22 protein-coding genes, 2 tRNA genes and 1 riboswitch are annotated in these 24730 nt (G+C 35.2%); of the genes, 7 read left to right on the forward strand and 17 right to left on the reverse strand.

Annotated features, from left to right (window positions below):
* Positions 1-4: 4 nt before the first annotated feature.
* Together C8269_RS05765 and C8269_RS05770 are read left to right on the forward strand one after the other, a co-directional pair.
* Entirely contained in the window at positions 5-499 is a 495-nt protein-coding gene (locus C8269_RS05765) for an aminoacyl-tRNA deacylase (RefSeq protein ID WP_234025837.1), read from the forward strand.
* Positions 490-1161: a hypothetical protein gene (locus C8269_RS05770; RefSeq protein ID WP_234025838.1), complete on the forward strand. Its 672-nt coding sequence runs from the start codon at positions 490-492 to the stop codon at positions 1159-1161. Before C8269_RS05765 ends, C8269_RS05770 begins: the two co-directional genes overlap by 10 nt.
* On the opposite strand, the gene C8269_RS05775 is transcribed toward C8269_RS05770, so the two are convergent.
* The 5 genes from C8269_RS05775 to lysA are packed head-to-tail and all read right to left on the reverse strand — an operon-like array spanning position 1154 to position 6034.
* Entirely contained in the window at positions 1154-2107 is a 954-nt protein-coding gene (locus C8269_RS05775; RefSeq protein WP_106460775.1) for a diaminopimelate dehydrogenase, read from the reverse strand. The two genes, C8269_RS05770 and C8269_RS05775, sit on opposite strands and share 8 nt — an antisense overlap.
* The gene (gene dapB / locus C8269_RS05780; RefSeq protein ID WP_106460776.1) at positions 2100-2861 is read right to left on the reverse strand and encodes a 4-hydroxy-tetrahydrodipicolinate reductase; all 762 of its coding nucleotides are present in this window, start codon (positions 2859-2861) and stop codon (positions 2100-2102) included. The genes C8269_RS05775 and dapB overlap by 8 nt, the downstream gene beginning before the upstream one ends.
* Entirely contained in the window at positions 2855-3736 is an 882-nt protein-coding gene (gene dapA / locus C8269_RS05785; protein ID WP_106460777.1) for a 4-hydroxy-tetrahydrodipicolinate synthase, read from the reverse strand. Before dapA ends, dapB begins: the two co-directional genes overlap by 7 nt.
* Complete coding sequence (locus tag C8269_RS05790) at positions 3736-4719, reverse strand: aspartate-semialdehyde dehydrogenase (protein ID WP_106460778.1); 984 nt, start codon at positions 4717-4719, stop codon at positions 3736-3738. Before C8269_RS05790 ends, dapA begins: the two co-directional genes overlap by 1 nt.
* 10 nt (positions 4720-4729) lie before the next feature.
* Positions 4730-6034, reverse strand: coding sequence for a diaminopimelate decarboxylase (gene lysA, locus C8269_RS05795; protein WP_106461135.1), 1305 nt, complete (start codon positions 6032-6034; stop codon positions 4730-4732).
* Positions 6035-6116: 82 nt separating this feature from the next.
* Positions 6117-6257: riboswitch (Lysine riboswitch) on the reverse strand.
* A gap of 122 nt (positions 6258-6379) precedes the next feature.
* Between lysA and C8269_RS05800 the strand changes: the two genes are divergently transcribed.
* Complete coding sequence (locus C8269_RS05800) at positions 6380-7753, forward strand: aspartate kinase (RefSeq protein WP_106460779.1); 1374 nt, start codon at positions 6380-6382, stop codon at positions 7751-7753.
* A 54-nt stretch (positions 7754-7807) separates the two neighbouring features.
* On the opposite strand, the gene C8269_RS05805 is transcribed toward C8269_RS05800, so the two are convergent.
* From C8269_RS05805 to C8269_RS05835, 7 genes are all read right to left on the reverse strand, one after another.
* Entirely contained in the window at positions 7808-9157 is a 1350-nt protein-coding gene (locus C8269_RS05805) for an acetyl-CoA hydrolase/transferase C-terminal domain-containing protein (RefSeq protein WP_106460780.1), read from the reverse strand.
* A 142-nt stretch (positions 9158-9299) separates the two neighbouring features.
* Positions 9300-10481 carry an acetyl-CoA C-acetyltransferase gene (locus C8269_RS05810; protein ID WP_106460781.1) on the reverse strand — a complete coding sequence of 394 codons (1182 nt, stop codon included), beginning with the start codon at positions 10479-10481 and terminating at the stop codon, positions 9300-9302.
* Between the two features lie 32 nt (positions 10482-10513).
* Positions 10514-11356, reverse strand: a complete 843-nt coding sequence (locus C8269_RS05815; RefSeq protein ID WP_106460782.1) for a 3-hydroxybutyryl-CoA dehydrogenase — start codon at positions 11354-11356, stop codon at positions 10514-10516.
* An 11-nt stretch (positions 11357-11367) separates the two neighbouring features.
* On the reverse strand, positions 11368-12147 hold the full coding sequence (locus C8269_RS05820; protein ID WP_106460783.1) for an enoyl-CoA hydratase-related protein: 780 nt from the start codon (positions 12145-12147) through the stop codon (positions 11368-11370).
* A 377-nt stretch (positions 12148-12524) separates the two neighbouring features.
* The gene (locus C8269_RS05825) at positions 12525-13526 is read right to left on the reverse strand and encodes an electron transfer flavoprotein subunit alpha/FixB family protein (RefSeq protein ID WP_106460784.1); all 1002 of its coding nucleotides are present in this window, start codon (positions 13524-13526) and stop codon (positions 12525-12527) included.
* A 9-nt stretch (positions 13527-13535) separates the two neighbouring features.
* Positions 13536-14345, reverse strand: a complete 810-nt coding sequence (locus C8269_RS05830) for an electron transfer flavoprotein subunit beta/FixA family protein (RefSeq protein ID WP_106460785.1) — start codon at positions 14343-14345, stop codon at positions 13536-13538.
* Positions 14346-14367: 22 nt separating this feature from the next.
* Positions 14368-15504 (reverse strand): acyl-CoA dehydrogenase, encoded by a 1137-nt coding sequence (locus C8269_RS05835; protein ID WP_106460786.1) that lies wholly within the window; start codon positions 15502-15504, stop codon positions 14368-14370.
* Between the two features lie 373 nt (positions 15505-15877).
* On the opposite strand from C8269_RS05835, the gene C8269_RS05840 reads away from it, so the two are divergent.
* From C8269_RS05840 to C8269_RS05860, 4 genes are all read left to right on the forward strand, one after another.
* Positions 15878-17302 (forward strand): FAD-binding oxidoreductase, encoded by a 1425-nt coding sequence (locus tag C8269_RS05840; RefSeq protein ID WP_106460787.1) that lies wholly within the window; start codon positions 15878-15880, stop codon positions 17300-17302.
* A gap of 10 nt (positions 17303-17312) precedes the next feature.
* A complete protein-coding gene (locus tag C8269_RS05845; protein ID WP_106460788.1) occupies positions 17313-17660 on the forward strand; it encodes a CidA/LrgA family protein in 348 nt (115 codons plus the stop codon).
* An 11-nt stretch (positions 17661-17671) separates the two neighbouring features.
* On the forward strand, positions 17672-18364 hold the full coding sequence (locus C8269_RS05850) for an LrgB family protein (protein ID WP_106461136.1): 693 nt from the start codon (positions 17672-17674) through the stop codon (positions 18362-18364).
* An 886-nt stretch (positions 18365-19250) separates the two neighbouring features.
* Positions 19251-20380 (forward strand): IS3 family transposase gene (locus C8269_RS05860; RefSeq protein WP_199792160.1). Its coding sequence is split into 2 segments (ribosomal slippage): positions 19251-19518 and positions 19518-20380, totalling 1131 coding nucleotides; the frame shifts between segments, so codons are not numbered across the junction.
* A 558-nt stretch (positions 20381-20938) separates the two neighbouring features.
* On the opposite strand, the gene hisS is transcribed toward C8269_RS05860, so the two are convergent.
* The 5 genes from hisS to C8269_RS05885 all read right to left on the reverse strand — a co-directional run bounded on the left by hisS (position 20939) and on the right by C8269_RS05885 (position 24693).
* Positions 20939-22228, reverse strand: coding sequence for a histidine--tRNA ligase (hisS, locus tag C8269_RS05865; RefSeq protein WP_106460790.1), 1290 nt, complete (start codon positions 22226-22228; stop codon positions 20939-20941).
* Between the two features lie 57 nt (positions 22229-22285).
* Positions 22286-22960, reverse strand: coding sequence for a DUF6873 family GME fold protein (locus C8269_RS05870; protein ID WP_106460791.1), 675 nt, complete (start codon positions 22958-22960; stop codon positions 22286-22288).
* 43 nt (positions 22961-23003) lie between these two features.
* Positions 23004-23077 (reverse strand) — tRNA-Cys (locus tag C8269_RS05875).
* A gap of 11 nt (positions 23078-23088) precedes the next feature.
* A tRNA-Gly gene (locus C8269_RS05880) sits at positions 23089-23163 on the reverse strand.
* A gap of 186 nt (positions 23164-23349) precedes the next feature.
* Positions 23350-24693: an MATE family efflux transporter gene (locus C8269_RS05885; RefSeq protein WP_106460792.1), complete on the reverse strand. Its 1344-nt coding sequence runs from the start codon at positions 24691-24693 to the stop codon at positions 23350-23352.
* Between the last annotated feature and the right edge of the window lie 37 nt (positions 24694-24730).

A 24730-nucleotide genomic window follows, 5' to 3' on the forward strand; every position in this document is an offset into this window, starting at 1 on the left:
TGAGGTGATTATTATCAAAAAAGAAATTAAAACAAATGCAATGAGATTTTTAGATAAGAAAAAAATACCATATGAACATATAGACTATGAATTAGACCACGAATTTGTTTCTGCAACTGATTTAGCAGCAGAAAATGGAACTGACATAGCAACAGTCTTTAAGACCCTAGCTTGCGAGTCTAAAAATGGTGATATATACATCCTTGTCATAAATGGGGCAGATGAAATAGACTTTAAGAAGGCTGCTAAAGAAATTGGGGTCAAGTCCCTTTCCATGCTTCATCTTAAGGATTTAAAAAATACCGTGGGCTATGAAAGAGGAGCCACTACTCCCCTTGCTCTTAAGAAAAATTTTCCAGTTTTTATTGACAAGAAGGCCAAAGATCTTGAATTTATAAAAGTATCTGCAGGCAAGGTTGGTCACAGCCTTAAGCTAAAGCCAGATGATTTAATAAAGGCAAGCTCTGGCAAGTATGCCGATTTAATCCAATGTTCTTAGAAAAATTTACAGGAGAAAGGATTGAAAGATTTGAATTTGGCTCTGATTATTCCCTTAATCCCATAGAGATAAGCGTAAATAAAAGCCAAAAGTCATCTGCCTTTAGGATTTCTTTTTCAAATGATGAAAATAATGAAAAATTAAGGCTCCTTGCCATTCTTTCTCCAATTTTCATCGCTTCTTTTGATAATGGGGCTTATGAACTTGAGTATCTAAAGGATTCTATAGCAAATTCTTCCTATGAATTTGGACTTTATCCACATTTTTTTAAAAATTTCCAAAAGTCCCAATATTTTAAAGATGATAGGTCGGAAGATGATATTTACTTATCTGAGAGTGGCCTTATTTATTTTTCCTTTAATGACCTTGATGAAAAATATCTACCAAGCCTTGCCTGCCTTATTAATGAACTTATTATAAATGATGATAATAGGAAGGAGCTTTTGGCTTATTTTAAAGAAATAAGGGATGATATCGTCATAAATGGCAGAAGGTCAATCCTTGCTAATGGTATCCAGGCCTTTTACCTAAGCAAATATGTGGTGGTTTGGATGCTTGATCTCATCTCATTTATTAAAGAAAAAAATCCAGGAGCCTTTAAATATCTCTTGCCTATTTATAAGCTAGCAAGTAATTTAAAGACTCCAAGAAATCTTAAATAGAATCTATCAAATCTTCATAAGACTTAAAAGATAAATATTTTGGTGCTACATCTAAGACAGTGATAGCACCTTTTTTGCCTTCTTTTTTTAGAGCATAAGCCGCCCTAGCGTAGGCTATATCACAAGCTGCTGTAAAGTCTGGGTTGTTTTTTAAATCTAGGCTAAATTCTATTACAGACCTAGTAGATCCTGAAGCCATTCCATTTCTAAATACATAACCACCATGGACCATTTCTTTGTGGTCTTTATTTAATTCTTCTTGGCTTATAAAGTGAACTATAGTTTCATATCCTACAAAATAATCTGGCATGGTCTTTATGGCCTCTTCGATTTTGCCCTTATCAGCATTTTCTTCAGCAACTACAAAAACCTCTCTAAGATGGGCCTTATGAGGGTCAAATTCGATTTCCTCCCCCGCCCTAACTCTTTCTAGGACTTCATCCCTTGGTATGGTGTATTGGGTGGAATCTATCACCCCATCAATTGCCCTGCAAGCAGCTGAATGGCCCTGGCTTACGCCCTTACCCCAAAATGTATAAGTTGCACCTTGTGGGAGGATCGCCTGGCCTATTAGCCTTTGGAGGGAAAATAGTCCTGGGTCCCAACCTGTAGAAATTAAGGCAAGCTTATTAGCTTTCTTGCCTATTTCATCCATCATATGATAATATTCTTTAATCTTTGCGTGATTATCAAAAGAATCTAGGGTATTGAAATTTTCTAAAAGCTTCGGACCTTGGGCCATAATGTCCTTATCTGATGACCCGCAAAGGATTAAAAGATCAACATCTTCCTTATAAGCTAAAATATTATCTAAAGACTCATAAGATTCGTGGTCTAATTTTCTCCTCGAAAATATCTTCACAAGATCCATGTCAAGGCTTTCTTTTATTGCTTTTTCTACTGATTTTCCTAAATTCCCGTAACCAACTATTCCTATCTTAATCATCAATACCTCTTATTACATCTTTAAAATCATATCTTCCCGGATTCTTTCCAGCTATGAAGCTTGCGGCCTTAAGAGCCCCTATGGCAAAGATTTTTTTAGACCCTGCCTGGTGTTTTACTTCTAAGACCTCATCGACTCCAGCAAATATTAGCCTATGCTCACCTACAATTGTTCCAGCCCTTACTGATAAAATACCAACATCTGTAGGCTTTCTTTCATCATCATGGGTCATAGCTCTCATGACCTTGTTAAGCTTATTATCTTTTGCAGAATTTACAGCATCGAAGATCATATTGGCTGTGCCTGATGGGTTGTCTTTTTTCTTGTTGTGGTGACTTTCTACTATTTCTATGTCAAAGTCACTTAGGCCCTTGGCTAAAAGCCTTGCAGCTTCTAGCATAATATTTATGCCAAGGGAATAATTCCCCTCTTGCATAAAGGCTATTTTAGCTGAAAGACCATTAATTTTTGCCAAGTCTTCGTCTGTATAGCCTGTTGTAGCAAAGATTACAGGAATTTCCCTAGAACTTGCATAAGAAATAATATCATCTAGGAGAGCCCTATTTGAAAAATCTATTATGACATCCGCCTTTGCTTCTACTTTTGAAAAATCATCATAGATTGGAAAGTCGCTGCCCCCATCACAATCCTTATCTATTCCGGCAATAATCTTATAATTATCATTTTCCCTTACCACTTCTGCTAAGGTCCTTCCCATGGCTCCCTTGGCACCTACTAATAAAATATTTAACATAGGCCAAACTCCTTTAATTTTTCTTTTAAAATCACTTCTGTGTTGGTATTTGCAGGTGTTAAAGGTAGTCTAAGAGTATTTTGGCAAAGGCCCATCATTGCTGCTGCAGCCTTAACTGGAACTGGATTTACTTCTATAAATAAATCTTTTATTAGATCTATGTATTTTAGATGAAGCTTAGTTGCATGGTCAGTTTGTCCAGCCTTAAAAAGTTCGTAAATTTCGTGGTTTTCTTTTGGTAAAATATTTGCAAGTACCGATATTGATCCATCTATACCTAGGGCAAGCATTGGCAAGGTCAAGTCATCATTTCCTGAATAGACCGCAAAGTCTTTTGGCTTATGGGCTAAAAGCTTCGCTGTATAAGCTAAATCTCCTGTAGCATCCTTTATTCCAACTATATTTTCAATTTGCGCAAGCCTTAATGTAGTATCAAGGTCGATATTTACATTTGTCCTTGACGGAACATTATAAAGAATAATTGGCTTAGACGAATTCTTTGCTATATAGGCAAAGTGCTCGTAAAGGCCTTCTTTTGTGGCCTTATTATAGTAAGGAGTCACTACTAGCAAGCCATCCACTCCTTCTATTTTGCCGACCTTTTTGCTAAAGGCTGCCGTAGAGTAGGTGTCATTTGAACCTGTGCCCGCAATTATCGGCATCCTTCCATCAATTTTTTCTACCGTATATTTAATTAGTCTTATCTTCTCATCTTCTGTCATAGTTGTGGCTTCACCAGTGGTTCCGCACACAACTAGGGCATCGGTAGAATTTTCTAGATGAAAGTCTAAGATTTTGTCATAGGCCTTATAATCCACATCAAAATTTTCATCAAATGGCGTTATTACCGCTACTGCAGAGCCTGTAAATATCATCACATATCCTCCACTAAAAGTTCAGCTATCTCTATTGCATTTAGAGCAGCTCCCTTTCTAATATTATCGGCAACTGTCCATAGGTTTAGAGATCTTTCACAAGAATAATCTTCTCTAATCCTACCCACAAAAACTTCGTCCTTGCCTGAAACAAAGGCTGGCATTGGGTAGATTTCTTCTTTGATATCATCTTCTAAAATTACTCCTGGTGTAGCTTTGATTGTCTGTCTAATCTCATCAAGAGTGAAGTCTTTTTTAAGTTTAAGGTTAATTGATACACCGTGAGAATTGCTTACAGGTACCCTTATGGCTGTAGCTGTGATTTTTAAATCCTGATCATCTAGGATTTTCCTAGTTTCATCGATCATTTTCATCTCTTCTTTAGTGTAGCCATTATCTAAAAATACGTCGATTTGAGGAAGAACATTGTCATAAATCTTGTATTTCCAGTGGTCATTTTTCTTTTCATAGAGGTCTTCAAGGGCCCTTTCGCCACCACCGGATACGGCTTGGTAGGTGTTATAGATTATTCTTTCAATTCCAAAATCTTTGTGAATTTTTGAAATAGCAAGGACTGATTGGATTGTAGAACAATTTGGGTTTGCTATTAGCATATCATCTTCCTTGATATCATCAGGATTTACCTCAGGAATTACCAATGGTACATTTTTGTCCATCCTGAAAAATGAAGAGTTATCTACGACTTTTATATTGTTTTTGATTGCAAGTGGTATGTATTTTTCAGAAACTGATCCACCTGCTGCAAATAGGGCTATATCGATTCCCCTACCATCAAAGGAGTCTTCTTTGAGCTCTTCAATTATTACTTCCCTACCTGCGTATTCAATTTTTGTTCCTGCTGATTTTTTGGAAGCGAAGGCAAAGAGTTTTTCTACAGGGAAATTCCTTTCTTCAAGGATTTCCCTTATCTTTCTACCAACTAAGCCACTTGCACCAACTACCGCTACATTTACTTTTCTCATTATTTTCTCCTTAATCTTCAATATATTCTAAATCATTTACAATTAAATCTTCTAAAGCTTCTCTTTTTACAGCAAGACTTGCCTTGCCATCTTCCACAAATACCACAGCAGGCTTTAGCTGCTTGTTGTAGGATGAAGACATCGCAAGCGAGTAGGCTCCGGTATTTTCTATAGCAAGGATATCGCCCTTTTGTGGGTTATTTAGCCTTGCTTCATCTATCAAGATATCACCTGACTCACAAAGCTTACCTGCCACCCTATAAGTCTCATAAGCTTCCCCCTTAGCCCTATTTGCAAGAAGAGCGTCGTATTTGGCCCCATAAAGACTAGGCCTGATATTATCACTCATGCCCCCATCTACAAAAACTAGAGGCAAGCCTTCTAGTGTATGTTTGATAGAACCTACCCTATAGAGGGTTGTACCTGCTTGATTTACCATAGACCTACCTGGCTCTATGCCTACAGTCTCTATTGATAAGTCATAATCTTTTATAGATTTTTCTATGTAGCCTATAAATTCTTTGAGGAAGGCTCCCAAATCATAAGAAGGATCCGATGTATTTTGCCTAACTCCAAAGCCTCCACCGAAATTTATTGCCTTAAATTTATAGGCTAGAGCCTCTTCCATTTCCTTAGTAAATCTAAGTAAGATATCAGCTTCTTCCTTGAAAAAGCCAAGCTCATTGACCTGGCTACCTATATGAGCGTGAAAACCAAGAAGCTTGATGACCTTTGAATTTGTCATCTCTTTTATTATATCCTTTAATTTTTCATCTCTTATGTTTATTCCAAATTTTGAATCGGCATTTGATGTTTGGATATATTTATGAGTTGATGTCTTCACATCAGGATTAATCCTAAGTAGGCAGTCGATTTTTTTATCAGAATTTAAAAGCAAATCTTCTATTAGTTTAAATTCGTCGTAATTATCTATTATTATCAGGCCGATATTATTATCTATAGCATAGGCAAGTTCTTCTTTTGTTTTGTTATTACCATGAAAATGAATTTTTTCAGGCTTAAAACCTGCTTTCAAAGCTAGAAATATTTCCCCCATTGAAACAGCATCTACAAAAGTTCCTTTTTTTGCTAGTAGGCCAAGGATATAGAGATTGGAAAGTGCCTTTGATGCATAAATCACCTCGGTTCTTAGGGTATCTGACTTAAAATTTTCTATAAAACAAGAAGCCGTATCCTTTATTAATTTTTGATCATATACATAGAGGGGTGTTCCATATTCCTCTACTAATTTTAAAGTCGAAACCCCACCAATATGGAGAATATTGTCTATATATTCATAGTTTTTATCTAACATTTTTCCTCCTAAATCATGACTTAATACTTGGCCCAAAAAGAAAAAGACCACAAGCAAAAGGCTCATGATCTTCCTTTCGCCTGACTTAGCAAGTACTCCAAAAAGATTTGGCACATCTTTTTGACAGTCATATACCTATTTGACATATGACCAATACCATGTATTTCGGCGGTTACACCTTTCGGTTCTCCTAATCTTTGCAACCGCGACCCCTTAACTAAATCTGTATTTATTAAATAGTCTATCAGTTATTATGTATTTTGTCAAGTTTTAAATTATTTTTATGCAAGTTATTTCATTTTAATGCAAATAGTGGTATACTTTAATACAATAGGAGAATATGATATGAAAAAAACAGCTAAATTTGGGGGAAGCTCAGTAGCTAACGCCAATCAAATAAAAAAATTAACAAATATTGTAAAAAATGATAAGGACATAAGGGCCATCATTGTCTCTGCACCAGGCAAGAGATTTAAGGCAGATATAAAGGTCACAGATCTTTTGATAAATCTTTATAAGGACTATAAGCAAGATAGCCCTAGCTACATCAATAGTTTAGATCAAATTATTTTAAGATATAAGGATATAGCAAAAGAGCTTGACCTTGACTTAAGAATCATAGATTCTTTTAAAGATACTCTTATCGGCTTTTTAAAAAATATAGATGATGATTTTTATCTAGAAAATGCTATCAAGTCGGCTGGAGAAGATTTTAACGCAAGGCTTATAGCAGTCTACCTTGAAAAAGTAGGTCTTGAAGCAAAATACATATCCCCAAAAGACCTTGGAATAAGACTTGAATACTCTTTAAATGATGCCAAAATCTTAGATATTTCCTATGATTTGATTAAAAAATATGAAAATTGTAAGGAAATTTTGGTCATTCCTGGATTTTTCGGCTACAATGATGAAGGTTATAGGCTCACTTTTTCAAGGGGAGGTTCAGATATAACTGGCTCTATGGTTGCTAGGGGACTTTCTTGCGATATTTATGAAAATTATACAGATATGACCTATATATATTCAGCTAATCCAAATATGTTTTATAACCCAGCCCCTATCAAAAACATTTCCTATGCAGAAATGAGGGAATTATCCTACAATGGTTTTGAGATTTTTCAAGAGGATGCCGTCCAGCCTCTCCTTGAAACAAACATTGAAATTCACGTAAAAAACACCAATAACCCTGATGAAGGTGGTACTATTATTTCTAAAGATAGGAAAGATATAAGTGAAAATCCAATCATAGGAATATCAGATGTTGGAGCTTTTACTTCCTTTACCTTGACTGAATATATGATGAATAGAAAAATCGGTTATATCAAAAATGTCCTCGATATTTTCCAATATATGCATATTGCCGTTGAGCACATCCCGACATCTATCGACTCTGTTTCTATCCTGGTAAGAAGCTCATATATAAAAGATAAATCTAGAAAGCTTTCTATTATAAACGCCATCAATTCATCTTTTGACCTTGATGAATTAGACCTTAATGACAGGTTAAAGGCCATTGCTATAGTAGGAGAAGGTCTTAAGGATAAGATGAGTAAGGCCCTTTACATTTTTTCTAAAGTTCTTGATGATATAAATGTAAATATAGAATATATTATCCAGGGGGCTAGCAATAATTCCCTTTTTATCTTTATAGACAAGGATGATGAGAACAAGGCTCTTAAGGCCCTTTATAAGTCAATTTATGAAGAAGAAAGCTTATAATTTTCAAAAAAATTGCCCTGCATTGAATAACCAATGCTAGGGCATTTTTAAATCTTAGATTCTCTTGTTGGTATTTCTCCAGATTCCTAATTCTTCTGCTTGTTTTATTAATTCATCTCTATTATCTGGGTGAGCTAGGCTTACTAAAGCTTCGGCTGCTTGCCAGGTTGTTAGACCCTTAAAGTTTACTATACCTTGTTCTGTAGCTATATAGTGGGTATTAGATCTTACTGCTGTTGCTTGGGTTCCTGGTGCAAAGGTTGGAACGATATTTGAAATTCTCTTACCATCTTTATTTACTCTTGAAGAGATTAGTGAGATGATTGATCTACCACCTTTTGATCTATAAGCACCAAGTACGAAGTCTAGGGCTCCACCTGCTCCTGAGATATGTTTTGTTCCTACAGACTCAGCTGAGATTTGTCCCCAAAGGTCTACTTGAAGAACAGTGTTAATTGATACGAAGTTATCAAGTGATGCTACTACTCCTACGTCATTTACATAATCAACTGGTGCTGCCATTAATTCTTCATTGTCATCTATATAATCATATAGTTCTTGGCTACCTGCTGCGAAAGCGTAGGTTTGACGGCCTATGTCTATGTTTTTCTTAAGACCTGTTATTCTACCTGCTAGAGCCATTTCTCTAAAGGCATCTACATACATTTCTGAGTGAACACCTAAGTCTTTTAGGTCAGATTTTGCTATTTGAGATCCTATCGCATTTGGAAGGCCACCTATACCTAATTGGATTGTATCACCATCACGTAAAATATCTACTACATATTTTGCAGCCTTTAATTCTTCTTCACCAAATTTTGCACTTGGAAGGGTTAGCATTGGATAATTGCTTGATTCGTATACGTAATCTACATCTTTGATGTTTATAAAGTTTTCAAAACCACCAAGGGCTCTTGGTACGTTTTCATTGATTTCTAGGATAATCTTATCAGAATTTTGGAATGATGCAATTGTGTGTGATGCAGAAATACCAAAGTTGAAGTTGCCGTGCTTATCCATTGGTGATACTTGGATTACACTTATAGCTGCTTTATCAGCATTTTCTGCTAAATATCTTGGAAGCTCACTATATTTAATTGGCATAAAGTAAGCGCCGTATTTGTTGTTATTTATTAGTTTTCTTTCTGTTCCTGATGCATGCCAAGAATGATATGTGATGTGTTCGCCTGTTGGATCAGCTGCTCCTACATAAGGCATATAAGGAACAACACCGCCTCTTACCTTAACATCTTTAACTTCATCAACTCTTGCTGCTAGAGCCTTGTCAAAATCAACTGGTGTAAGGGCAGCCCAACCCATTTCAATCCAATCACCATCTTTTACCATTGCCGCTGCTTCTTTGGCTGTGATTAGTTTTTCTTCGTATAGTTTTTTATAGTCCATTAATAAAACTCCTTTGTAATATCGTTTTCTTAGTTATAGTATACCCATAATTGAAAAAAATTATCAATCTTTTCTATTAAATTCTTTATTGATAGCAAAAAAAGTATGCAGACAAGAATATCCGCATACTTTATAAACTATCTTATCTTTCTACTATTACTGCAGTACCCATACCGCCACCTATACAAAGTGTTGCGATACCTTTTTTAGAGTCTCTCTTTTGCATTTCATATAGTAAAGTTGTAAGGATTCTTGCTCCGCTTGCTCCAACTGGGTGACCGATTGCAATTGCTCCACCGTTAACGTTTACTATATCTGTGTTTAGACCTAGTTCTTTAATTACTGATAGAGCTTGAGCTGCGAATGCTTCGTTAGCCTCGATTAGGTCGATATCTTCAAGTGTTAGGTTAGCTTTTTCAAGAGCTTTTCTTACTGTTGGGATTGGGCCTGTACCCATGATTTTTGGATCAACACCTTCTGTAGCGTAAGAAACTATTGTAGCAAGTGGTTTAACGCCAAGTTCTTTAGCTTTTTCTTCACTCATTACTACTAGACAAGCAGCACCATCGTTGATGCCTGATGCGTTTGCAGCTGTAACTGTACCATCTTTAATGAAAGCTGGTCTTAGACCTGAAATACTTTCTTTTGTTACGCCTTCTTTGATGTATTCATCTGTATCTACTACTGTTACTTTGCCTTTTCTTCCCTTTACTTCTACTGGTACGATTTCATCTTTAAATCTACCTTCAGCTCTAGCTTTTGCAGCTTTTTGTTGGCTGTCTGCAGCAAGGGCATCTTGTTCTTCTCTTGTTAGGCCGAATTTTTCAGCTATATTTTCAGCTGTAACTCCCATGTGGTAGTCATTGAATGCATCCCAAAGTCCGTCTTTGATCATTTCATCGACAACTTTTTTATCACCCATTCTAGCTCCCCATCTTTCATCTGTTAATAGGTATGGAGCGTTAGACATTGATTCTGTACCACCTGCTAGTACTACATCGCAATCACCTGCAAGGATCATTTGAGCTGCTAATGATACTGATCTTAGACCTGAACCACAAACGATGTTAAGAGTCATTGCTGGTTTTTCTTTTGGAATACCTGCATCTAGCGCGATTTGACGAGCGATATTTTGGCCATTACCTGCTTGAAGTACGCAACCTAGGATTGATTCGTCTATATCTTCTGGTTTAATTCCTGCTCTTTCGATTGCTGCTTTAGCTGCTACTGCACCTAATTCTCTAGCTGTTACTGTTTTGAATGCTCCGCCGTATGCGCCTACTGGTGTTCTTGCTGCACTTGCTATTACTACTTTTTTAGTCATATTATCTCCTTAAATTCTTTCTCTATTCAATCTTATTTGCTATAATCGTAGAAGCCTTTGCCTGTTTTTCTACCAAGGTCTCCTGCTCTTACCATTTGTCTTAGAAGTGGGCATGGTCTATATTTGCTATCACCAAATTCATTGTAAAGAACTTCCATGATTGCAAGGCATGTATCTAGACCGATTAAATCTCCTAAAGCAAGAGGTCCCATTGGATGGTTAGCACCAAGTTGCATACCTTTATCGATATCTTCAACACTTGCAAGTCCATCAGCTAATACGCCAACAGCTTCGTTAATCATTGGGATTAGAAGTCTATTTACTACAAAACCTGGGCCTTCTTTAACTTCGATTGGTTGTTTGCCAAGTTTTTCAGCTAGTTCAAAGATTGCCTTGTTTGTTTCATCAGATGTATGAAGACCTCTGATAACTTCAACAAGTTTCATAACTGGAACTGGATTGAAGAAGTGCATACCAATTACATTTTCTGGTCTTTTTGTAACTGCAGCTATGTCTGTGATTGAAAGTGAAGATGTGTTTGAAGCAAGGATTGCACCTTCTTTTACTACTTCGTCTAATTCTTTAAAGATTTCTTTTTTAAGTTTAGGATTTTCTGTTGCAGCTTCGATTACTACATCACAATCAGCTAAATCTTTAACTTCTGTTGTATAAGAAATGTTTTTAAGTGCAGCTTCTTTAGCTTCTTCTGTCATTCTTTCTTTAGCAACTTGTTTAGCATAAGATTTTTCTATTCTAGCTTTTGCTTTTTCTAAGAATTCATCTTTAATATCTCTTACAACAACTTCATAACTTTTAGCAGCAGTTTCTACAATTCCGCCACCCATTATTCCTGAACCAATTACACCAATTTTCATTTAAAATCTCCTTATTTATTTTTAAATTCTGCCTTACCCTTGTTTAGGAAAGCTTCCATGCCTGCTTTTTGATCTTCACTTGAGAATGTTAGAGCAAATAGGTTTTCTTCAACCTTTATTGCACTATCAATATCAACTTGTCCACCAACATTGATTGCTTCTTTTGATGCTCTAACAGCTATTGGAGCATTGCCAGCAATCTTGTTTGCAAGTTCGTTTACTCTTTCTTCAAGCTTATCAGCTTCTACTACTTCTTGTACAAGTCCAATTTCATAAGCCTTGTCAGCTTTGATATTGTTTGCAGTATAGATTAAATATTTAGCGAAGCCAGGACCAACTAATCTTTGTAGTCTTTGTGTTCCAGCAAAACCTGGTGTTATGCCAAGACCAACTTCAGGTTGACCAAATAAAGCCTTTTCACTAGCTATTCTAAAGTCACAACTCATAGCAAGTTCGCATCCACCGCCTAGGGCAAATCCATTAATTTGTGCTATTACTGGAATTGGAAGTGACTCAATTTTTCTAAATACTGATAGTCCTTTTGCACCAAATTCTTTGCCTTCTATAGGTGTAAGAGTTGACATTTCTTTAATATCAGCTCCTGCAACAAAGCTTCTGCCTTCGCCTGTGATAATAAGGCATCTAAGGTCTTTATCTTTTTTGATTTCCTCTACTAAAATATCTAGTTCATCAAGTACTTCTGAATTAAGTGCGTTTAAAGCTTCTGGTCTATTGATACTTAATTTACCAACATAACCGTTAACTTCATACTTTAGAGTTTTGTATTCCATTAATCCCCCTTTTTATAAATCGTTTGCAACATCTAATCTAAGTTTATCTGGGCTATTACTTATATACCCAAAAGTATATCCTTATATATTTATTATAACAGTTGATATTTTTTTGTCAATCAAATATGTATATTTTTTAACAAAAATAGTTAAATATTTAATGATTATTTTCTATATTTTATCTCGATATATAAGATTGACTATATTTTGTCTATACCATGTAATAAAAAAGGCAGTTTTGCAAGTGAAAATAAATTTTAATTATCTAGACTTTTAAATTAGCCTTCTAGCAGGCTTATAGGATTCCTATAAGCCTACCATTAGCCTATGTCTTAATTATATTCTTTCATTTTGCAAGAGTGCCTTATATTTTATTATCAAGCTTTTCTAGCGTTTATCTTTTCGATAAGTGCAGGTACTACCTCAAATAAATCTCCTACGATACCATAATCTGCGACATCAAAGATTGGAGCATCTGGATCTTTATTTATAGCAATTATTGTATCTGACGCATTTATACCAGCCAAGTGTTGGATAGCTCCAGATATACCTACTGCTATATATACCTTAGGTGCTACTGTTTTACCTGATTGACCTACTTGGTGTGAATGAGAAATCCATCCTGAGTCTACTAATGGACGAGATGATCCTACTGTTGCACCTAGGGCTTCTGCTAGGTCTTCAATAAGCTTTAAGTTGCTTGGATCGCCTAGACCACGTCCACCTGATACGATAAATTCAGCTCCAACTAAATCTACATCATCTCCTTCATCTCTTGGGATAAAGTCAAGGATTTTTGTTCTGATTTCACCTGTAAATTCTATATTTTCTTCGATTTCTTCGATATTATCTTTTCTACCGAATGCTTCTTTAGGGAATACACCTGGACGTACTGTACCCATTTGTGGTCTTGAGTCTGGGCATAGGATTTGTGCCATTAAGTTACCACCAAATGCTGGTCTTGTCCATTGTACGTTTCCTGTTTCAGCATCAACATCAAGTTCTGTACAGTCTGCTGTAAGTCCTGTGTGAAGTCTTGCTGAAACTCTTGGGCCTAAATCTCTACCTTGGTTTGTTGCACCAATTAAGATTGTGTCTGGGTTGTATTTTTCAACAAGTTTTTCTATTGCATTTGCATAAACATCTGTGCTGTAATCTTTGTATACTTCACCTTCGCAAGTGATTATTCTATCAACACCATGATCTTTTACTTCTTCTTTAGCTTTTGCTACATCTTGACCGATTATAACAGCTACTAGGTCTCCACCAAGTGTGTCAGCCATTTTTCTTCCTGGATTTAATAATTCAAGACCTACATTTACAGCTGAACCATCTTCTTTAGTTTCGACTATTACCCAAAGGTTTTTATTTTCTGACATAGTTCCTCCTTAAATAAGCTTCTTATCAGCTAAAGCTGCTATTAGCTTATCACAAGCTTCTCCAGCTTCCATATCTACAAACATTTCACCAGTTTTTTCAACTGTTGGTGTGTAAGATTTGTTTACTCTTGTTGGTGAGCCTTTTAGACCTATAGCTGTTTCATCTATAGTATCTTTAAGTTCTTCAAGTGTAATTTGTTCGATAGTTGCTTTTTTAGCTTTTAATTTATTTTTGATTTTTGGATATCTTAAATCTTCATCACCGTATTTTGTAAATGTTACAAGACCAGGAAGTGTCATTTGGATATTTCTAGCTCCACCTTCTACTTCTTGAAGTACTTTTATTCCTTCATCATTTAATTCTACTGTATAAGCATAAGTTACTTGTGGAAGTCCTAAGTGTTCAGCTATTTCTGGACCTACTTGAGCTGTATCACCATCGATTGCTTGAAGTCCACAAAATACCATGTCTGGTTGTCCTTCAGTTTCGGCTACTTTTTTGATAGCTTCAGAAATTATATATGATGTAGCTAGAGTATCTGAACCACCAAATTTTCTATCTGTAACTAGGTAAGCATTGTCAGCACCTACTGCTAGACAATCTCTAAGCATTTGATCTGCTTGTGGAGGTCCCATTGATATAACTGTAATTTTAATTTCTGGATCTTTATCTTTTAGTCTTAAAGCTTGCTCAAGAGCAAAAGCATCATAAGTATTTAAAATGCTTGGAACGCCTTTTCTTATTAATGTATTAGTAACCGGATCAATTTTAATCTCATTTGTATCCGGAACTTGTTTAGCACATACGAATATGTTCATATTTATCTCCCTTCGATTTATCTTATCTTAAAAGTGAACCACCAACAACCATTAACATAACTTCTGAAGTACCTTCATAGATTTCTGTTATCTTGGCGTCTCTCATCATTCTTTCTACTTCGTATTCTTTAGAATAGCCGTAACCACCAAATAGTTGAACAGCTTTTGTTGTAACATCCATTGCTACTCTTGCAGCTTTTAATTTAGCTTCAGCAGCTGCTACTGTATAGCTTTCGCCAGAATCTTTAAGTGTTGCTGCTTTATAAACTAGGTGACGAGCTGATTCAATATCTATAGCCATTTCAGCTAATTTGAATTGTGTGTTTTGGAATTTAGCTATTGGTCTACCAAATTGTTGTCTTTCTTTAACATATTTGATAGCTTTGTTTAAAGCTCCTTCTGCTATACCTAAAGCTTGAGCTGCTATACCAATTCTACCACCATCTAGTGTTTGCATAGCATATTTAAAGCCCTTGCCTTCTTCGCCAAGTAGGTTTGCAGCTGGGATTCTACAATCTCTAAATACTAATTCCATTGTAGATGAAGCTTTGATACCCATCTTATCTTCTTTAGCACCAAAATCAAAACCTTGTGTTCCTTTTTCAACTATAAATGCTGAAATACCTTTTGTGCCTTGTGATTTATCTGTCATTGCAAATACAACATATGTGTCAGCATAACCAGCGTTTGTTATAAAGATTTTTGATCCGTTAAGAACGTATTCATCACCATCTTTAACAGCTGTAGTTTTTTGACCTGAAGCATCTGTACCAGCGTCTGGTTCTGTAAGAGCAAAAGCACCTAATTTTTCGCCTGAAGCAAGTGGTGTAAGGTATTTTTCCTTTTGTTCTTCGTTACCAAATTTATTAATCGCATCAGCACAAAGTGATGTATGAGCTGAAACTATAACTCCTGTTGAAGCACATGCTTTTGATAATTCTTCAACACAAAGTACATATGTAAGTGTATCTAGTCCGATTCCACCGTATTCTTCATCAAAAGGAATACCAAAGAATCCTAATTCTTGCATTTTAGCAACATTTTCTTCAGGGAATCTGTGCTCTTCATCAATTTCAATTGCTATTGGAGCAACTTCTTTTTCTGCAAAATCTCTAAACATTTGTTGCATTTCTAATTGTTCTTCATTTAACTTATACATATTAACTCCTTATTACTAATATTACCTATAAGATTGTATAACTCTTACAGGCTTATCCTACTGTTATTATCTTAACAATCAAATGGGACTTTGTCAAATAAAAATCAAAATTTTTACAAAATAAGCATAGAAGCATAGGTATTTTAACTAAATCTCGATGAAAAAGTATAAATACCCTAGTAAAAAATATTTTTTATTAAATCCTATTTATGTAAATTATACTTGCAATCAAGGCTTTTTCAAACGTTTTCTTGCTCTTGTCAAAATAATCATGTATTTTTTTTAACATTTTAATTTGATTTGATTAAATATTTTTGTTATACTATTAAAGACAAACAATATAGTTTGTGTCAGTTTCATAAGGAGGATAAATATGACTGATTATAACAAAGTTGATGAAAATATAATTCAACAATTTAGAGATTATGTTTCTGGCAAAGTTTATGCAGGAAACGATATCAACGAAGACTTTTTCCACGATGAAATGCCTATCTATGGTTCTTACCAACCAGATGTATTGATCGAAGCTAAATCCACAGATGATGTATCTACAATCCTTACAATTTGTAACGAACATAAGATACCTGTACTAGCTCGTGGTGCTGGTTCTGGTCTAGTAGGATCAGGTGTTGCTATCAACGGCGGAGTTATGATTGATATGCAAGGAATGAACAAAATCCTTGAATACGATCTTGATAACTTAGTTGTAAAGGTACAACCTGGTGTTTACTTACACGACCTTGCTGAAGATTGTCTAACAAAAGGCTATATGTACCCACCTGATCCAGGCGAAAAATTTGCAACTCTTGGCGGAAACGTATCAACAAATGCCGGCGGTATGAGAGCTGTAAAATATGGTACAACAAGAGATTATGTAAGAGCAATGGAAGTAGTTTTACCAACTGGTGAAGTAACAAGATTTGGTGCTGTAGTTTCTAAAACATCTACAGGTTATTCTCTAAAAGACCTTATGGTAGGTTCTGAAGGTACACTTGGAATTATAACAGAATTAACACTAAGAATAGTTCCACAAGCTAAACATACAATTTCTTTAATAGTTCCATTTGAAACACTAGAAGATTGTATAGCTACAGTTCCAGTACTATTTAGAGCTCACTTAAAACCACAAGCTATAGAATTTATGGAAAGAAAAATTATTATAGCATCCGAAAAATACATAGGTAAGGAAACATTCCCTAAAAACATAGAAGGTACAGATGTTAATGCTTACCTACTTATCACCTTCGATGGTGACAACGAAGATGAAATCGACCTACAAATGGAACAAGCTGCAGAACTATTAGTAGAAAATGGAGCAATCGATGTACTAGTAGCAGATACACCAAATGCAATAAAAGACGCATGGGCAGCAAGAAGCTCCTTCCTAGAAGCAATCGACAGCCAATACAAACTAGTAGATGAGTGCGACGTAGTAGTTCCAATCAACAAGATAGCAGAATTCATCAACTTCGTAAATGAAGCAGGCGAAAAATATGACTTCGACGTTCAATCATTTGGTCACGCTGGTGATGGTAACCTCCACATTTACGCAGTATCAAATGACGAAGACAAAAAAGAAGAATTCAACAAACAAGTTCATGATTTCATGGAAGAAATCTATACAAAAGCCTATGAATTTGGTGGACAACTATCAGGTGAACACGGTATAGGCCACGGTAAACTACAATACATGAGAGAATTTGAAGGAGAAATAAATACAAATCTAATCAGGGGAATCAAAAAAGTATTCGACCCTAACATGATTCTAAATCCAGGAAAAGTTGTATCTGTAGACTAAGGACAGATCAATGAAATACCTAAAAGAATTTGTAATCCTGTGCGCATGCCTATTTCTAGGCGTGCTCACAAGGAAAATAATTAACTTTCCTGTTCCAGAAGCAGTTTATGGAATGTTTTATCTTTTCCTAGCGCTTCGCTTCAATATCTTAAAGGTAGAAGATGTAAAAACAACATCAGATGGTATTTTAATTAACCTAGCATTTTTATTTGTACCTGTAGGTGTAGGAATAATGGCCAATTACGATGTAATAAAAGGCAAAATCCCTGCCCTAGTAATTTCAGTATTAATTGGAACAGCAGTAACAATGATTGTAACAGGTTTAGTAGTGCAAACCTTGCAAAAAAGGAGAAAATAGATATGGAAGCAATATTTAATAACCAATATTTTGGAATAATCCTCTCCTTTGCAGCCTATGAAATCGCCAAATGGATAAACTCAAAATTAAAAACCGCCCTAGCAAATCCTTTGCTAATAGCAATCTTACTTATAGTAGGATTCTTATATGTAACAGGAATCCCTTATGAATACTATAAGCTTGGCGGAGACTTCATAGCATTTTTCATAGGACCAGCAACAGTTGCAATGATCATAGACCTTTACATAAACCTCGATGTCCTAAAGAAAAACATCATACCAATCCTGGTAGGGGTTTTGATAGGATCAATAGTATCAATGCTACTAGCCATAGGACTAACAAAAGTATTAGGTCTTGGAAAAGATTTAACAGTATCCTTAATACCACAATCAATAACAACAGCAATAGCAATATCCCTATCTGGAGAATACCAAGGAATCGTTGCTCTAACAGCTATAACAGTAGTAATAAGAGGAGTGACAGGAGCAGTAATAGCTCCACTTGTAATGAAAATCTTCAAGATAACAGACCCAGTAGCTCAAGGAGTTGCAATAGGCACATCATCACACGCCGTTGGAACATCAGAAGCTAGGATGATGGGAGAAGTCCAAGGAGCAATGAGTGGTTTATCAATTGCTATAGCAGGAATAATGACAGTTATATTAATGCCAGTGGCAATAATGATAGTAGGAATAGTATTTTAACTTTAAAGGGGCTTACAAAAGCCCCTTTTAAAAATCCCCTCTTTTATTCTTAGAGATTTATTATTATTATTTTGTTTTTTATTTTTGTAACTTTATCAATTAATAAGTTACTATATAATAATTGTCAACGTAACTTAACCATTTAATTTTCGATTTCTATTTAATATTGAATCTTCGTCTCAAGGGGAGGCCCAAGGACCCTTTCGCATGGGTCCTCATCGGCCTCCCCTTAAACCCCTCCCCGTTACACCCCACAAGCGACTCCTTAGCGGAGGGCATGATTAGAAGCTTGCCTTCAGCAAGCCTCACTTGGTAGACGGAACCCCTTGTATTAGCTATTCTTATCCTTAGTGATTTTGACATTCCGATGCCTAAAAATCTCAATCTAACCCAAATGTTTCTTTTATATGCACTCTATATCTCAGTAGTCACAGAAATTTAATTTTCACTCGTGCGTCAGGAGATTTTCTTAACGGCATATCCATTTACAAAATCTTCCGACCTTGGGATATGGGTCTTTGTTTTTAGAGAATTATAGAAACGAACAGATTCTAAGACTCGTTTTACTCTGCATAAGTCCTTCCATAGCTCAGCTTTGCTTCGCTAGGATAGGGCTTTAGCTTCGCAAACATTGCGATTGATGGGTCTAGAGAAGAGAGCTTTAAGATATACTTAATTAAAATCGTCAATTATTTTAAATCGAGGAAGCGTTAAAAAATTTTGTTGAGCGAAGCGAATCTAAATTTTTAGCTGACGAGATTTGAAATAATAGATTTTGTTCCAGGATGAGTAGCAGTCATGTATTGGTATGGATACAATAAATAGTACAATTTAAAATCGAATATATGATACAATAAATAATAAGAAATCATAGGAGGATTTTAAATTGGCTAGACACTACGAAGACGACTTCAAAAGGCAAATAGTAGAAATCTTTAACCAAGGAAACTACACATATAAAAAACTAGGTGAAGAATACGACATAGCACCATCAACAATAAGAGGATGGGTAAATAGGTACAACAACTCAAACTCCTTCGACATAGATGATAATAGAACAGAAGAAGAAAAGGAACTAATCAGACTAAGAAAAAAACTAAAACAGCTTGAAATGGAAAATGATATTTTAAAGCAAGCTGCACTACTACTAGGCAAAAAGTAAAGCTCATAATCTCAAATAGAGATAAATACAGTATTAGTGCAATGTGTAAGTTTTTAGGAATAACAAGAAGCTTAATATACTATCATATAAACAAAGAAGAATCTAAAAACAACCTAAAAACAGAAGAGCTTTTAGAAGAGAAAATCAAAGAAATATTCAGAAAAAGTAAAAACGCGTATGGATCTAGAAAAATCAAAGTAGAACTAGAAAATCAAGGCATAATAGCATCAAGAAGAAAAATATGTAAAGTAATGAAAAAACACGCCTTAATCTCAAGCTATACAGTAAAACAATACAAGGTAGAAAAAACTACATGTAACAATAAACAAATAAAAAATAAAGTAGACAGACACTTTGATAATAGAGAATCTTTAGAAGCATGTGTAAGTGACTTAACCTATGTAAGAGTAGGAAATAGCTGGAACTATATATGTGCAATAATAGATTTACACAACAGGGAAATAATAGGCTATGCAGCAGGTAAAAATAAAAGTGCTGAATTAGTAAAAGAAGCAATTTACTCAATAAGATATCCATTAAATAAAATAAAAATATTCCATACAGATAGAGGACGAGAATTTGATAATAAGAGCATAGATAAAATCCTAGATGTATTTGGAATAGAAAGATCCTTAAGCAAAAAAGGAAGTCCTTATGATAATGCTGTAGCTGAAGCATTTAATAAGGTAATGAAAACAGAATTTGTTTATCAGAAAGAATTTAGAAGTTTAAATCAACTAAAATTAGAACTATCAGAGTATGTTTACTGGTACAACAACCTAAGGATCCATGGATCCTTAGGTTACTTGCCACCAGTTAAATATAGACATTTAAGATTAAATAGATATTATTAGTTAATCTTAAATTAGTACGTTCGATTTTAGATTGTACAAATAGGTGTTGACAATCCANACAACCTAAGGATCCATGGATCCTTAGGTTACTTGCCACCAGTTAAATATAGACATTTAAGATTAAATAGATATTATTAGTTAATCTTAAATTAGTACGTTCGATTTTAGATTGTACAAATAGGTGTTGACAATCCATATATAAAGTTTGCGTAGCAAACATCCTTTTTCCCCGCGAGGGGTCGCACGGAGGGTGTAACGGAAAGTGGGTGTAATGGGGACATAAACGCCCCTTGATTTGGGGCGTTTATGCCGGAAACATAGTGCGGGAGCACGAAGGAGTTTGCGTAGCAAACGGGTTTCCGTCCGATGAGGGAACGTGCGAAACGTTCCCTAGGGATTCCCCCTTGAACGAAGGTATATATTTATAATTATTATTAATTATGGGATTAAGTTACGAAGAGAACAACTTCATAATAATATTATCTTGAATAATAGAGAAAATATTTTTATCTTGGATAAAAAAAAGAGGATTTTTAGGGGGAAGCCCCCTAAAATCCCTTATCTAAGACTATCAAAATCAATACTTTCCTGCTCACCAGTCTTCATATTTCTAACTGTGATGGTTTTGTTTTCTCTTTCTTCTCCACCTATTATATAGGCATATTTTACTCCAATTTTATCAGCATAGGAGAATTTCTTTTTTAGTTTGCCACCTTCTAGGTAGATATCTGCGTTTTTTCCCTTATCGTGAAGGATATTTAGGATATCTATAGCGTAGAAGTTTTCTTCTTCAGACATTGGTATGATTAAAATTTCCGTTAGGTTTTCTTCTTTCTTATCTACTAGACCTATTTCTTTTAGTTGATAAAATAGCCTGGTTAAGCCTATGGACATGCCTACTCCTGGTAGGGCTTGTTTGGTGAAGTTGTCTGCTAATTTTTCATAGCGGCCACCGGATGATACTGATCCGATTTTTTCATAACCATTTATAAAGGTCTCATAGACTGTACCTGTGTAATAATCTAGGCCCCTTGTGATTGACGGATCAAGTTTGATATTTTTATCTGGTATGCCTAGTTTTATCATGTATTTATAGACAGTTCCTAGCTCTTTTAGTCCTTCTTCATAAAGGTCATTTTCTACAAGACCAGCAAACTTGTCTAGGGTTTCTTGGTTAGAATTTGCAGCTTCTATAAAAGAAACTATTTTTTTTGCCCTTTTTTCATCAAGTAGTTTAACTAGGTCTTCTTTCATATTTTCAAGACCCATCTTATCTTTCTTATCTATCAGCCTTAAAACTTCTGTTGTATCCTCAATTCCTAAAGATTCAAAAAATCCATTCAATAACTTCCTATTATTGATCCTAAAGCTAACATCAGGTGTATCAAGCTTTTTAAAAATTTCATAGATTACCCTTGGTGGGATGGCGTCATTTTCTATGGCGAGCTTGTTGTGGCCAATTATATCTATATCGCATTGGTAAAATTCTCTATAGCGGCCCTTTTGGTTACGCTCTCCCCTATAAACTTTGCCTATGTGGTAACGCTTGAATGGGAAATTTAAGTCCGAAAAGTGCTCTGCCACATATCTAGCAAGGGGTACTGTAAGGTCGAACCTAAGGCTCATATCACGTGTATCTGAGGCTATTTCATAGATTTGCTTTTCAGTTTCTCCTCCACCTTTGGCAAATAAAATTTCATTTTTTTCTATGACAGGTGTATCTATTGGTAAAAATTGATATTTTTTGTAAGTTTCTTCGATAATATTTTTCATCTTGTCAAAAACTAACTGGTCTTCTGGCAAAAGCTCCATAACACCAGCTATGGTAGATGGTCTAACTATATTCATAAATCCCTCTCTTTGTCTTGTTACTACAATACATTATACGATTAATAAGATTTTCTGCTATAGGCAAATTAATGACCCATAGTCTATCAAATCAAGCTTTGGATAGATGATCTTTATATTTTGATTTTCACAAATAGATTCTAGTTTAGAAAAAGCCTTATGCTTACTAATATCTCCTGTAAAAATCAAATTATCTCTTACAAGGCCACAGCATCCTCCCAAAAATCCTTGATCAAATCCATCTAAGGCAATTTCATCCCGTTCTACCAGGTCAATCTTTATTTTATCCTTTAAGGCCTTATAAATCCCAAAATCAGCTGTGATTAGAAAATCCTTTAGAGGAATGATTGAACATCTACTATAGCCTTGCTTTACTTTTAGATGCTTTATCTTATTATCTTTGAAATATTTCTGAATGTGGCCTTCCGTAAAATCATTGTGAATATAAAAATCTTTAAAGCTAACAACATTATAAATTGCGTCATAAGGAAATTTTTCTGATGGATCCACTCCTTTGATTATCTCATATCCCTTAAGCTTATCCTTATAATAATCATAAACCGCTTCTGCTGCTACGATTATATTATCATCTAGCTTAAATAGGGATAGGTCTGGGTGATCATCTATCCTTGGATCTAATTTAGGATTTGGAGTGGTTAAAATAAATTCTATCTCATTTTCTTTTAAAAATCTCTTAAATTCTTCGCTTGCCTTATAGGAAATAATTAACATAATAATCCTTTCAATAAAAAAATCCCCATTGCTGGGGATGATTTGGAGGCGCCACCCAGATTTGAACTGGGGGTAAAGGTGTTGCAGACCTCTGCCTTACCACTTGGCTATGGCGCCATAATAAAAAATGGAGCGGATGACGAGATTCGAACTCGCGACCCTCGCCTTGGCAAGGCGATGCTCTACCACTGAGCCACATCCGCATACAAATATTATAACATAAATTTTTAATTTGTAAAGAATTTTTTAAAAAAAATCTTTATTTTTCAACTAATCGCTTCTAATCTTCAGCGACTACTCTTATATTATAAGATAATTTTTGTTCCTTGTCAAGTAATAATAAAAATTTTTTTGCTGCAAGTTTCCAAGAGAAAAGACTAGGAGAATTCCTATTTTAGTCTCCTAGCCTTTTCGCTTAATTTTTTTAATTCTTTTAACTCAAGCCTTGTCAAGAAATACCCGATAATTAATGTTAGAAAATCAGAAATTGTTATGGTTGACCAGATGTATTCTTTTGGCATGAAGTTAGTTATTATAAAGCTAACAGCCAAAACTAGGGCGTATCCCCTTAAGATTGTAATAATAAATTCAAATCTTGGCTTAGCTACAGCTGTGAGATAGCCACCATTTGTTATATTAAATCCTAGGATTAAGAAAGATATAGAAAATATCCTAAGAGCCCTGCTGGCAAAGGCCATAAATTCGCTTGTTACATCTGTCAAAAATACATTTACAAAAAATTCCGGCCAAATTTCGATTGCTAAAACCATAATAAGTGACAAACTCGCCACAGATATTAATATATATTTCCTAAGTACAGGTATTTTTTCAAATTCCCTTGCCCCATAGTAGTATCCGATAAGTGGTTGGCTTGATTGGTTTATGGCAAGCATGGTATTTACTACAAAAATCATAACATAGGCAATTACTGAAAAGGCTGCAAGACCTTCTTCCCCGTAGAGCCTTCCTACAGCTAGATTTAATACTAGGGTGCAAAAACCTGACGAGAGCTCTGACAAAGATGCTGGAAAACCATAAGAAAAAATCTCCTTGACCATGAAGGCCTTTAATTTAAACTTTTTAAATTTAAGATATGACATAGGTGATAAAAAGTAAATCAAATAGCCAATAGTAGGGATAGTTTGGGCAAGACCTGTCGCTACAGCAGCTCCCATAAGTCCCCAATGAAATTTAAAAATAAATATATAATCAAGGCTGATATTGGTTAAGGCTGACATAAGCATAAGAATCGTGGTAATTGATGGTCTGCCATCAGCCTTTACCATTATCTCAAAGACATAGGAAGTCAGATAAAAGGGCAAGAAATAAATGATAATTGATAGATATTCCTTGACCATATAAACCATATGACCGCTTGCTCCTAGGGCCCTTACCAGTGGATTTATAAAAATAAGACCTACTAGAGATAAGGAAATGGCAAATATTACAGAAATTGCCATACCAAGGCTAAAAAATTCATCAGCCCCCTTTTTATTGTTCCTGCCCTTTTCATGGGCGATCAAATTTAAAGATCCGATTGATATTAAAATTGCAAAGGCAAAGGCCAAGGTCACAAAGGGCATGGCAATATTTACAGCTGCCAAGCCCTCGCTTCCAACACCCCTACCAACAAAAATACCATCCACCATAGTGTAGGTTGAAAACAAGGTCATGGTCGTGATGGTCGGGATTAAATATTTTAAATAACTCTTTAATAACGATTTTTCTTTCATTTATACTCCTTAAGATACATATAATATAACTCTAAGC

This window comes from Anaerococcus sp. Marseille-P3915 (assembly GCF_900258475.1).
Taxonomy (GTDB): Bacteria; Bacillota; Clostridia; order Tissierellales; family Peptoniphilaceae; genus Anaerococcus; species Anaerococcus kampingae.